Annotated in this window: 9 protein-coding genes; 6 read left to right on the plus strand and 3 right to left on the minus strand. The window is 67.2% G+C overall.

Annotated elements, in window-relative coordinates; all coding sequences use genetic code 11:
* Positions 1-38 precede the first annotated feature (38 nt).
* The 3 genes from ACIPRS_RS09555 to ACIPRS_RS09565 all read right to left on the minus strand — a co-directional run bounded on the left by ACIPRS_RS09555 (position 39) and on the right by ACIPRS_RS09565 (position 5,199).
* Positions 39-2,945 (minus strand): TonB-dependent receptor plug domain-containing protein, encoded by a 2,907-nt coding sequence (locus ACIPRS_RS09555; RefSeq protein WP_446538454.1) that lies wholly within the window; start codon positions 2,943-2,945, stop codon positions 39-41.
* A 218-nt stretch (positions 2,946-3,163) separates the two neighbouring features.
* Complete coding sequence (gene groL / locus ACIPRS_RS09560; RefSeq protein ID WP_142126166.1) at positions 3,164-4,804, minus strand: chaperonin GroEL; 1,641 nt, start codon at positions 4,802-4,804, stop codon at positions 3,164-3,166.
* 101 nt (positions 4,805-4,905) lie between these two features.
* The gene (locus ACIPRS_RS09565) at positions 4,906-5,199 is read right to left on the minus strand and encodes a co-chaperone GroES (RefSeq protein ID WP_142126167.1); all 294 of its coding nucleotides are present in this window, start codon (positions 5,197-5,199) and stop codon (positions 4,906-4,908) included.
* 204 nt (positions 5,200-5,403) lie between these two features.
* Between ACIPRS_RS09565 and cutA the strand changes: the two genes are divergently transcribed.
* From cutA to accC, 6 genes are all read left to right on the plus strand, one after another.
* Positions 5,404-5,739 carry a divalent-cation tolerance protein CutA gene (cutA, locus tag ACIPRS_RS09570; RefSeq protein WP_446538388.1) on the plus strand — a complete coding sequence of 112 codons (336 nt, stop codon included), beginning with the start codon at positions 5,404-5,406 and terminating at the stop codon, positions 5,737-5,739.
* Between the two features lie 13 nt (positions 5,740-5,752).
* On the plus strand, positions 5,753-8,047 hold the full coding sequence (locus ACIPRS_RS09575; RefSeq protein WP_446538389.1) for a protein-disulfide reductase DsbD family protein: 2,295 nt from the start codon (positions 5,753-5,755) through the stop codon (positions 8,045-8,047).
* Positions 8,044-8,637, plus strand: coding sequence for a TlpA family protein disulfide reductase (locus ACIPRS_RS09580; protein ID WP_446538390.1), 594 nt, complete (start codon positions 8,044-8,046; stop codon positions 8,635-8,637). The genes ACIPRS_RS09575 and ACIPRS_RS09580 overlap by 4 nt, the downstream gene beginning before the upstream one ends.
* 211 nt (positions 8,638-8,848) lie before the next feature.
* Positions 8,849-9,289, plus strand: coding sequence for a type II 3-dehydroquinate dehydratase (aroQ, locus tag ACIPRS_RS09585; RefSeq protein WP_446538391.1), 441 nt, complete (start codon positions 8,849-8,851; stop codon positions 9,287-9,289).
* Positions 9,290-9,336: 47 nt separating this feature from the next.
* Entirely contained in the window at positions 9,337-9,813 is a 477-nt protein-coding gene (gene accB / locus ACIPRS_RS09590; protein WP_277727522.1) for an acetyl-CoA carboxylase biotin carboxyl carrier protein, read from the plus strand.
* Positions 9,814-9,823: 10 nt separating this feature from the next.
* The gene (gene accC / locus ACIPRS_RS09595) at positions 9,824-11,191 is read left to right on the plus strand and encodes an acetyl-CoA carboxylase biotin carboxylase subunit (protein WP_446538392.1); all 1,368 of its coding nucleotides are present in this window, start codon (positions 9,824-9,826) and stop codon (positions 11,189-11,191) included.
* Positions 11,192-11,357 lie beyond the last annotated feature (166 nt).

An 11,357-nucleotide genomic window follows, 5' to 3' on the forward strand; every position in this document is an offset into this window, starting at 1 on the left:
TCCTCGTGGACGCGGCCGGCTGGACCACTGCGGACGACTCAGAACTTCTGCTGGTACTTCAGGTAGACGAACCGTCCGATGTCGTAACCACCGTAATACGAGTAGCCCGAGCTAGGCTGCGAGTACATCGGCGGCCCATAGCGCTCGAACACGTTGTTGGCCCCGAACGAGATCGTCGCGTTCCAGGGCGCCTGGTAGCGGACCTGCACGTCGTGGAAGGTCGTGGAAGGTCGCTCGTGCATCCGCAGTATCTCGCCGCCCGTCCAGGGCGCGCGGTAGTTCGGCAGGCTGCAGATGTCGTCGAAGACGCAGCGCTCCTTCACCCCCGCGTAGTACCGCATCCCCCAGGACACGCCCCATGCCCCGTGCTCCCAGCCCAGATTGAGGTTGGAGCGGATGCGGAAGTTGCTGCCTATGCTCGTCGCGATGCCATTCAACTGCTGCGGCGGATTGTCCTCCAGGTCGTCGGTCTTCAGTTCGAGCTTGCTGATGTACGTGCTCAGCCAGCTGGCACTGAAGATGCCCCACGGTGTCGTACGGCGGTAGTTGACATCGAAATCGAAACCCTCGGTCTCGACATGGCCCACGTTGATCGGCGTAGTGGTGAACGAAAGGATCTCGCCGGTGGCCGCATCACGTTCGAAGCGCGAGCCCGTCGATGCGTTGCAACGCGCCTCGATCCCCCGCAGGTAGCAATCGTCCAGCACCTGGGTCTCGGTGTCGGCCACGATGGTGTTCTCGATGCGGATCGTCCACCAGTCCAGCGACACGTTCAGCCCCGGCGCGAACGATGGACTGAATACCACGCCCAGCGTCGTCGATTCGGACGTTTCCGGAGTGAGGTCGGGATTCGAACCCGATACGAAGGGGATCGGCGTCTGCGTCCCGGGACCGTCCGCGATGCCGTCGGCGTCATTGGCGGGCTGGCGGAAGTCGGCGGGCACGTCCTGCAGGCATTGCGCATTGCCACGCGCGGCGCCGAAGGCGGTGTCGCACGGATCCGTGTAGAACGAGAACGTCTGCGACGCGCCGCCGTACAGATTGCTGACATCCGGCGCACGGAAGCCCTCTGCCCACGTGCTGCGGACGAGCAGCGAGTCCACGGGCTTCCATTTCAGGCCCAGCTTGCTGTTGGTGGTGTCGCCGAAGGTGTCGTAGTCCGAATAGCGCGTCGCCGCACTGAACGTCAGCTCGCGGGCCAGCGGCACCTCGGACAGCAGCGGCACCTGCACCTCGGCGTAGATTTCGTCGAGGCTGTAGCCGCCCGCCGTCGGCCCGGCCGCGAGATCGGTGGAACCGCCCGACTGGGCCAACGCATCGGGCGAGAATTCGCCGTATTCCTTGCGGTGCTCCACGCCCAGCGCGACCGCCAGGTCGCCGGCCGGCAGCGTCGCCAGCGTGCCGGTGATGTTGGCGAAATAGTCCTGCGTCTTCGTCATCGAGACGGCCTGACCGACCGGGAAGATGAACTGCCTGACGGCCGGGTCCGTCGCCGAGCCGTCACCCGGACCGCCGTACCCGAACGGCAACAGCGGATTCCACGGCGTGCATTCGCCCTGGCTGGTGCCCAGCGGAATCGGATTGTCCGGCGTGCCGCACTGGACCACGCCCTGGCTGTTGAGGAACGAAGGGCCCACCGCCATCCGCACGGCGGCAAGGTTGAGGTTGCCGGTGCCGACCTGCACGCCCTTGTTCTGGTTGTAGAGGTAGCCCACGTCCCAGTCCCAACTGCGGCCGGCCAGGTCGAAGTAGCCCGACAGCGTGCCGCTGAAGCGATAGGTGGTCAGCGAAAGCCGGTTCTCGCGCGGCACTTCCCAACCGCGACGGGTGAAATGCACTTCGGTGGGCTCCGCGTCGCCGCTCTGGTTGCCGACGGGGTTGTAGTAGCTGTCGATCGACATCGGCGTATCGAACGCCTGCGACGAGTATGGATAGCCCGCATTGCGCGAGAACGAGGCGCGGTCGGTGTAGAGCATGTCGCCGGCGAAGCGGATGCGGTCGCCGAGCGCGTGATCGAGGTTGACGAACACCGACTTGCGTTCGATGCCCGCCAGCAGCGTGGACTGCTGGACCGGCAGCGAGAAGTCGGTGTCGTCCAGCGCGCGGTAGCTGTCCAGGTCGCGCGGATCGAGTCCGGGCGTCTCGCGCCGGAGCGTGAAGTTGCCGCGCCCGGGGACGATCAGGCGACCGTACTGCGTGGTTCCGCTTTCACCACCCGGCCTCGGCACCCTGCCCTCACCCATCGGGAAGCGGCTCGCGGAGAACCAGCGATCGGTGGCCCATACCGGATCTTCTTCCGTGTACTCCGCGCCGACGGTCACCGAACCACGGTCGCCACTGAAACCGGCGATCAGGTCCAGTACCGTGCGCTGGCCGTCGCCCTGCGAGTATTGGCCGCCATAGACGCTGGCCTGCATGCCGTCCATGTTGCGCCGGGTGATGAGGTTGACGACGCCGGCGATCGCATCGGAGCCGTACAGCGTCGATGCGCCGTCCTTCAACACTTCGATCCGTTCGATCATCGCCGCCGGAATCTGCGAGAGGTCCTGGAAGCCGCCGGTGGTGATGCCCAGCCGCTTCCCGTTGACCAGCACCAGGGTGCGGTTGGGGCCGAGGTTGCGCAGGTCGATGTACGCACCGCCCACCGCTTCGCCTGCGGCAAGCGGCGTGATGCGGCTCACCGCCGGACTGCCCGCGCTGGTGATGTTCTGCAGGATATCGGCGACGGAATTGAAGCCCTGCTTCTGGATCTCCTCGCGCGAAATCACCAGCACCGGCGCGGCCGTCTCCACATCCACCTGCCGGATGCGCGACCCGGTCACCTCGATGCGATCCAGTGTGGTGGGCGCCGGCGCCTCCTGCGCGTGGGCCGCCGCCGCGGTGGCCGCGCACGCGACCAGGGCGACGCGGATCGCGTCGCGCAATGCATGTCGTTTCATTTGAATCCCTCTCCTCCGATGGCTGTCGTTCGCGTCGTGTTCGGTGAAAACATCGTTAAGCACCGAAGTTCGTACGCTACGGAGCCGGTCCGGCAGAGAGGTGTCCCGCGCGCGGCTTTGCCGGAACGCTTGTTGCGGTGTCGCGGTGCGCATATCGCGGAAAAACAAAAAGGCCCCGCATCGCTGCGGGGCCCTTCCTGGAACGGTGACGCGGGAAGCGGGACTTAGAAGTCCATGCCGCCCATGCCGCCCATGCCACCGCCGGCCGGCATCGCCGGCTCGTCCTTCTTCGGAGCCTCGGCCACCATCGCTTCGGTGGTGATCATCAGGCCTGCGATCGAAGCGGCGTTCTGCAGCGCGGAGCGCGTGACCTTGGTCGGGTCCAGGATGCCGAACTCGATCATGTCGCCGAACTCGCCGTTGGCGGCGTTGTAGCCGAAGTTGCCCGAACCGTCCTTGACGCGGTTGACGATCACCGACGGCTCTTCACCGGCGTTGGTGACGATCTCGCGCAGCGGGGCTTCCATCGCGCGCAGGGCGATCTGGATGCCGTGGTTCTGGTCTTCGTTGGCGCCCTTCAGGTTGCCGATGGTCTGCAGCGCGCGGATCAGCGCGACGCCGCCACCCGGGACCACGCCTTCTTCCACCGCCGCACGCGTGGCGTGCAGGGCGTCTTCGACGCGGGCCTTCTTTTCCTTCATTTCGATCTCGGTCGAGGCACCGACCTTGATCACGGCCACGCCGCCGGCCAGCTTGGCCACGCGTTCCTGCAGCTTCTCGCGGTCGTAGTCCGAAGAGGTCTCTTCGATCTGCGCCTTGATCTGCTTGATGCGCGACTGGATGCGCTCGGCATCGCCGGCGCCGTCGATGATGGTGGTGTTCTCCTTCGAGATCACGACCTTCTTCGCACGACCCAGGTCGTTGATGGTGGCCTTCTCCAGCTGCAGGCCGACTTCCTCGGAGATCACCGTGCCGTTGGTCAGCGTGGCGATGTCTTCCAGGATGGCCTTGCGGCGGTCACCGAAGCCCGGCGCCTTGACGGCGGCGACCTTCACGATGCCGCGGATGGTGTTGACCACCAGCGTGGCGAGGGCTTCGCCTTCGACTTCCTCGGCCACGATCAGCAGCGGCTTGCCGGCCTTGGCGACGCCTTCCAGCACCGGCAGCAGTTCGCGGACGTTGGAGACCTTCTTGTCGTGGATCAGGATGAAGGGGTCGTCGAATTCGACCTGCTGCGACTGCTGGTTGTTGATGAAGTACGGCGACAGGTAGCCGCGGTCGAACTGCATGCCCTCGACGACGTCGAGTTCGTTCTCCAGGCCGGAGCCTTCTTCAACCGTGATCACGCCTTCCTTGCCGACCTTCTTCATGGCCTCGGCGATGATGTCGCCGATGTTGCTGTCGGAGTTGGCCGAGATCGTGCCGACCTGGGCGATCGCCTTGTCGTCGGCGGTGGGCTTGGAGAGCTTCTTCAGCTCTTCGACGGCAGCCTTCACGGCCTGGTCGATGCCGCGCTTCAGGTCCATCGGGTTCATGCCGGCGGCGACGGCCTTGGAGCCTTCGCGGATGAACGCCTGCGCCAGCACGGTGGCGGTGGTGGTGCCGTCACCGGCGTTGTCGGAGGTCTTGGAAGCGACTTCCTTCACCATCTGCGCGCCCATGTTCTCGAACTTGTCGGCCAGTTCGATTTCCTTGGCGACGGACACGCCATCCTTGGTGATGGTGGGGGCGCCGAAGCTCTTCTCGAGCACGACGTTGCGGCCCTTCGGGCCGAGGGTGGCCTTGACGGCATTGGCGAGGATGTTCACGCCGCGCACCATGCGCGTACGGGCGTCTTCACCGAAACGGATATCTTTGGCTGCCATGTGCAACTCCAGGAGTATTGAGTGTGGTTCGTGAGGCGGGCAGGCCCGCCATCAGGAGGAATGCGGTGACGTGGGCGGCGGCGCGGAGCCGCCACGCGCGATCAGCCGAGGATCGCGAGGACGTCGTCTTCCTTGATGATCTTGTACTCGACGCCTTCGTACTTGTAGGGCGAACCCGAGTACTGGCCGTAGATCACCTTGTCGCCGACCTTCACCTTCGGGGCGCGCACGCCGCCGGTGGCGTCGATGAACTTGCCTTCGCCGACGGCGACGACTTCACCCTTGGTGGGCTTTTCCTTGGCGGCGTCGGGGATGATGATGCCGCCGACGGAGGTTTCTTCGGCTTCGATCGGCTTGACCACCAGGCGGTCGTACAGCGGCTTGATATTGCTCATGTCAATCCTCTTAAGTGATTGATTGGACTAGGAAAGGGGCGGCGATGTTAGCACTCCCTACGGGAGACTGCCAACGCCAGGGGCACAAAAACCCGACAGGGCCGGGATGCGAGGGATATCGGGGTGCCCGGCGCGGTTTCAAGGGGTGGGTGCACATATCGGTCGCGGGGGCGCCCGGGCCGGGTCTGCGATAATCGATGCCCCATGCCCGTCTTCCTGATCCTGTCGACCTGTCCCGACGCCGACACCGCCCAGCGGTTGGCACGGGCGCTGGTGGACGAGCGCCTGGCCGCCTGCGTCAGCGTGCTGCCCGGCATGGTGTCGACCTACCGCTGGCAGGGCCAGGTGGAGCAGGCCAGCGAGGTCCAGCTGCTGGCCAAGACCCCCGCCGACCGGCGCGACGCCCTGATGGCGCGGCTGTCCGAACTGCACCCGTATGAACTGCCGGAGATCCTGGCGGTCGAAACCGCCGCCGGCCTGCCCGCCTACCTGGCGTGGGTCGCCGCTGAAACCCGGGCCGATAGCGCCCCCTCGAGTTGAAGACCCAGACCCGATGACGCTGATCCGCATGCTGTTCGCCTTCCTGGCCTTATCCCTGCTCGCCGTGGTGGCACCCGCTGCATCGGCGGCGATCACCCAGGACGACCTGCTGCCGGTGGACGAGGCCTTCGTGCTGACGGCCACTGCACCGGCGCGGGACCGTATCGAGATCCGCTGGAAGATCACCGACGGCTACTACCTCTATCGTCACCGCACCAGCGTGGAGGCGGGCGCCGGCTTCGCGGCGCAGCCATTGCAGCTGCCCAAGGGGAAGGCGTATCGCGACGAATTCTTCGGCGACGTCGAGACGTATCGTGGCGAACTGATCGCCGCCCTGCCCGGCCAGCCTGCGTCCGACGCCGACAGCGTTACCTTGAAGATCAAGTATCAGGGCTGCGCCGACGCCGGCATCTGCTACCCGCCGCAGACACGCACAGTGAAGGTCGCGCTGCCGGCCGCTGCGGGCGAGGCGTTCGTACCGCTCGGTGCGGGTGCGCTGACGGGTGGACTGTTGGGGCAGAGACCGCAGGCGGGCATGGATACCCTGCCGCTGCCGGCCGAACAAGCATTCGGCTTCGAAGCGATCGCCTTCAATGGCAACGAGCTGCTGTTGCGCTTCACGCCGGCACGCGGCTATTACGTCTACCGCGACCGTACCTCGATGGCGCTGGAAGGCGCCGCTGGCGTCTCGCTGCAGGCACCGCGCTGGCCGGCCGGCAAGGCCCACCGCGATGAGCACTTCGGCGATGTCACGGTCTACTTCGAGCAGGCGGAAGTGCCGGTGCCGCTGCGAAGGGAGCACGCCAAGGCCGTGCAGGCCACGCTGCGCGTGACCTTCCAGGGCTGCCAGACCGACGGCATCTGCTACCCGCCGATGACGCGACGGGTGACGCTGTCGATCCCGGCCGGGGCGGCCACGCCGGCCAGCACACCCGACGTGCCCGCACCCGCCGCCGTCGCACCGCTGCCGGCAACGGCGATACCGGACGATGCGACCGCCAGCGCGCCGGCCACGCCCGCAACGACCGCACCCATCGCAGCCGACGTGGAACGCACCCGTCCTCCCGAAGAGGTTCTGGCACGCAACCAGCGCGGCGCCACATCCCTGCTCGCGGCGCTGGCGCTGGCCCTGTTCGGCGGATTGATCCTCAACCTGATGCCCTGCGTGCTGCCCATCCTGTCGCTGAAAGCGCTGTCACTGGCCGACAGCGGACGCAGCGGCGGACAGGCGCGCCGCAGCGCGCTCTGGTACACCGCCGGCGTGCTGGTCAGTTTCGTGGCGGTCGGTGCGCTGGCGATAGCCTTGCGCGCGGCTGGCCAGGCGCTGGGCTGGGGATTCCAGTTGCAGCAGCCGTGGGTGGTCGGGCTGCTGGCCTATGTGATGTTCGCCGTCGGCCTGAGCCTGTCGGGCGTGTTCGCCATCGGCCATCGGCTGGCGGGCGCCGGGCACGGCCTGGCGTCGCGCAGTGGCGCGGCAGGCGATTTCTTCACCGGCGTGCTGGCGGTGGTGGTCGCCAGCCCGTGCACCGCACCGTTCATGGGCGTCGCGCTGGCGTACGCCTTCACCGCGCCGACACCGCTGGCACTGCTGGTGTTCGCGGTGCTGGGACTGGGGCTGGCGCTGCCGTTCCTGCTGATCGGCTTCGTGCCCGCGCTGGCCAATCGCCTTCCGAAGCCCGGCGCCTGGATGGAAACACTGAAGCAGGTGCTGGCGTTCCCGATGTACCTCACCTCCGTGTGGTTGCTGTGGGTACTGGGAAATCAGCGCGGCATCGACGCGGTCGGCCTGGCGCTCGCCGGCCTGGTGCTGCTGGCACTGGGGCTGTGGTGGTTCCAGCGTGTGCGCTTCGCCGCAGCGCCACTGCAGCGTGTGTCGGCGCTGATGCTCACTGTCGCCGCACTGGTGCCGCTGGCGATGGTGCACCGGCTGCCGGCGGAGGCTGCGGCGGCACCGACGGCCGACGACCACGTGGCCTATTCGGCGGAACGTCTGGCAACGTTGCGTGCCGAGCACCGCATCGTGTTCGTCGACATGACCGCCGACTGGTGCGTCACCTGCAAGGCAAACGAAAAAGCCGTGCTGAACACCACCGCGTTCCGCGACCTGCTGGCAGAGCACGACGCGGTGATGATGACCGGCGACTGGACCAACGTGGACCCTGCGATCACCGCGTTCCTCGAGCAGCACGCGGCCGTCGGCGTACCGCTGTACGTGATGTATCCGCGCAACGGTGGCGAGGGCGAGGTGTTGCCCACCGTGCTGACCCACGACACGATGCGCCAGGCGTTCGAACGGGCGGCACGATGAAGGTCACCACGCCGCGCATCCTGGCCGTCGCCCTCGTCGCCGGTGGCCTGGGCCTGGTGGCCAGCCTGTGGTTCAACGGCAATCCGCTGTGGCGGACCGGACCCGGCGAGCGCGCCCTGCACGCTGCGGTGAATGCGACCGCCCCCAAGCCTCCGGAAGGCGTCACGCCTGCCGGCATCGGCGATCCCATGCCGGCGCTCGCGCTGCCGGGGCTGGATGGAAAGATCGTCGATCTCGCGGCCACCTATCGGGGCAAGCGCCTGCTGATCAACGTCTGGGCCAGCTGGTGCGGGCCCTGCATCGAGGAGATGCCCGAGTTGCAGCGCTTCGCCACGTCCCAGGGAACCGGGGGCGTCCAGGTGGTGGGTCTGGCGCTGGACACGCCTGAGGGCGTGCAGGACTTCCTGTTGCGCGTGCCGGTCAGCTATCCCATCGTGCTGGACACGCCCGGTCCGGCCGACGCCAGCGTCTGGCTGGGCAACGCCAAGGGCGTGCTGCCGTACACCGTGCTGGTGGGCGCAGACGGGAGGATCGAACGGCAGAAGGTCGGGCCCTTCCAGCACGGCGAGATCAGCGGGTGGGTGGACTAGGCTCCCGCCGGGAAGTTCATCGAACCTGCTGCCATCGTGGCGTGACCACCGTTCGGCACGCGCGCCGTCGCGGTTTGCTCCGCCTTGCAAGTCCTTGATCCGAGGTGGGTCGCCCTGGAATCAAACAATCGCTTAAAACGAGGCAAACTTCGGCGAACTGGACAGCATCGCCGGCTTCAAGCAGACTGCCGCCCTTCCGCTGGAGGCGTCGATGGCGAAGCTGCTGGTCCTGCATGGCCCCAACCTCAACCTGCTCGGCACCCGCGAGCCGGAGGTCTATGGCCACGCGACGCTGGCCGACATCGACCGGGCACTGACGGCACAGGCGCAGGCCGCCGGGCATGAACTCGCGACGCTCCAGTCCAACGCGGAACACGCGCTGGTCGACCGCATCCAGGCGGCCCGCACCGACGGCACCGCCTTCATCCTGATCAACCCCGCCGCCTTCACCCACACCTCGGTCGCGATCCGCGATGCCCTGGCGGCCGTGGCCCTGCCCTACATCGAAGTCCACCTGTCCAATCCGCACACCCGCGAGCCGTTCCGCCACACCAGCTACGTCAGCGACAAGGCGGTCGGCGTGGTCTGCGGCTTCGGGGCGGACAGCTACCGCTACGCGCTGGACGCCGCCCTGCTGCGGCTGCCCGCCTGACTTTCCTCTGTTCCCCGCGGGGAACGACGTTCAACCACGAGGCTCCCATGGATCTCCGCAAAATCAAGAAACTGATCGACCTGCTGGAAGAGTCGAACCTGGCCGAAATCGAGATCAAGGAAGGCGAAGAATCCGTGCGCCTGGCGCGCACGCCCAAGGGCGGCTATGCCGTGCCGGCACCGGCCCCCGCCGCCTACGCGGAACCGCGCCCCGCCGCACCGATGCCGATGAGCTCGCCCACCGAAGCCTCCACCGGCGGCACGGCCAAGGCCGGCAACGCCCTGCCGGACGGCCACGTGGTGCGTGCGCCGATGGTCGGCACCTTCTATGCGTCGCCGTCGCCGGACAAGCCCGCGTTCGTCGCCGTCGGCCAGTCGGTGAAGGCCGGCGAGACGCTGGCGATCATCGAAGCCATGAAGATGTTCAACCCCATCGAAGCCGACGTCTCCGGCACCGTGCTGTCGATCCTGGCCGAGAGCGGCCAGCCGATCGAATTCGACCAGCCGCTGTTCGTGATCGGCTGAGGCGCGCGCCATGCTGGACAAAGTCGTCATCGCCAACCGGGGTGAGATCGCGCTGCGCATCCTGCGCGCCTGCCACACCCTGGGCATCCGCACGGTCGCGGTGCATTCCACCGTCGACCGCAACCTCAAGCACGTGGCCATGGCGGATGAGTCCGTCTGCATCGGCCCGGCCGCCTCGAAGGACAGCTACCTCAACATCCCGGCGATCATCGCCGCGGCCGAGGTGACCGACGCGCAGGCCATCCATCCGGGCTACGGCTTCCTGTCGGAGAACGCCGACTTCGCCGAGCGCGTGGAGCAGTCCGGCTTCATCTTCATCGGCCCGAAGGCCGACACCATCCGCATGATGGGCGACAAGGTCGAAGCGATCCGCGCGATGCAGGCGGCCGGCGTGCCGTGCGTACCCGGCAGCGGCGGTCCGCTGGGTGACGACATCGTCGCCAACACCAAGATCGCGCGCGAGATCGGCTATCCGGTGATCATCAAGGCCGCGGGCGGCGGCGGCGGCCGCGGCATGCGCGTGGTGCATGTCGAGGGCGCGCTGAAGGCCGCCATCGAGACCACCAAGTCCGAAGCCAAGGCCGCGTTCGGCAACGGCGAGGTCTACATGGAGAAGTTCCTGGAGAACCCGCGCCACGTGGAGATCCAGGTGCTGGCCGATGGCCAGGGCAACGCGATCCACCTGGGCGAGCGCGACTGCTCGATGCAGCGCCGCCACCAGAAGGTGGTGGAGGAAGCACCCGCTCCCGGCATCACCGACGAACAGCGCGCGGAGATCGGCAAGGTCTGCGTGGAAGCCTGCCTGCGCATCGGCTACCGGGGCGCCGGCACGTTCGAGTTCCTGTACGAGGACGGCCGCTTCTACTTCATCGAGATGAACACCCGCATCCAGGTGGAGCATCCGGTGACCGAACGCATCACCGGCATCGACCTGGTCTGCGAACAGCTGCGCATCGCGGCCGGGCAGAAGCTGACCATCAAGCAGTCCGACATCGTGCTGCGCGGGCATGCCATCGAATGCCGCATCAATGCGGAAGACCCGGACACCTTCATGCCGCACCCGGGCCTGATCCAGCACTTCCATCCGCCGGGTGGCCCCGGCGTGCGCGTGGATACGCATATCTACGAAGGCTACCGCGTGCCGCCGAACTACGATTCGATGATCGCCAAGCTCATCGTGCACGGTCCGGACCGCGAAACCGCCATCGCCCGCATGCGCGTGGCGTTGAGCGAGATGGTCATCGACGGCATCAAGACCAACATCCCGCTGCAGCAGCGCATCATGCGCGACCAGGGATTCCAGGCCGGCGGCCAGAACATCCACTACCTGGAAAAGCGCCTGGCCGAACGCAAGAACAAGACGATCTCGCTGGTCTGAGCAGAGGATGGATCAGCCCCGCGCGTCCGCGCGGGGCCTTCCATGTGGCGGAAGCCGGCGGGTCGCCGGCTGCAGGCCGGCATCGCGGAATGGCGCGCACGCACACGAAAGAGAAGGGGGGGGGGGGGGGCCCCCCCCCCCCGCGCGGGGGGGCGGCCCCCCCCCG

It is taken from the genome of Pseudoxanthomonas sp. LARHCG66 (assembly GCF_052871755.1).

Bases quoted from the DNA above. Each gene is read 5' to 3' on its own strand.
- ACIPRS_RS09575 (WP_446538389.1), top strand. From the start codon at position 5,753: ATGACGCTGATCCGCATGCTGTTCGCCTTCCTGGCCTTATCCCTGCTC.
- ACIPRS_RS09580 (WP_446538390.1), top strand. From the start codon at position 8,044: ATGAAGGTCACCACGCCGCGCATCCTGGCCGTCGCCCTCGTCGCCGGT.
- accB (WP_277727522.1), top strand. From the start codon at position 9,337: ATGGATCTCCGCAAAATCAAGAAACTGATCGACCTGCTGGAAGAGTCG.
- cutA (WP_446538388.1), top strand. From the start codon at position 5,404: ATGCCCGTCTTCCTGATCCTGTCGACCTGTCCCGACGCCGACACCGCC.
- groL (WP_142126166.1), bottom strand. From the start codon at position 4,804: ATGGCAGCCAAAGATATCCGTTTCGGTGAAGACGCCCGTACGCGCATG.
- ACIPRS_RS09565 (WP_142126167.1), bottom strand. From the start codon at position 5,199: ATGAGCAATATCAAGCCGCTGTACGACCGCCTGGTGGTCAAGCCGATC.
- aroQ (WP_446538391.1), top strand. From the start codon at position 8,849: ATGGCGAAGCTGCTGGTCCTGCATGGCCCCAACCTCAACCTGCTCGGC.
- accC (WP_446538392.1), top strand. From the start codon at position 9,824: ATGCTGGACAAAGTCGTCATCGCCAACCGGGGTGAGATCGCGCTGCGC.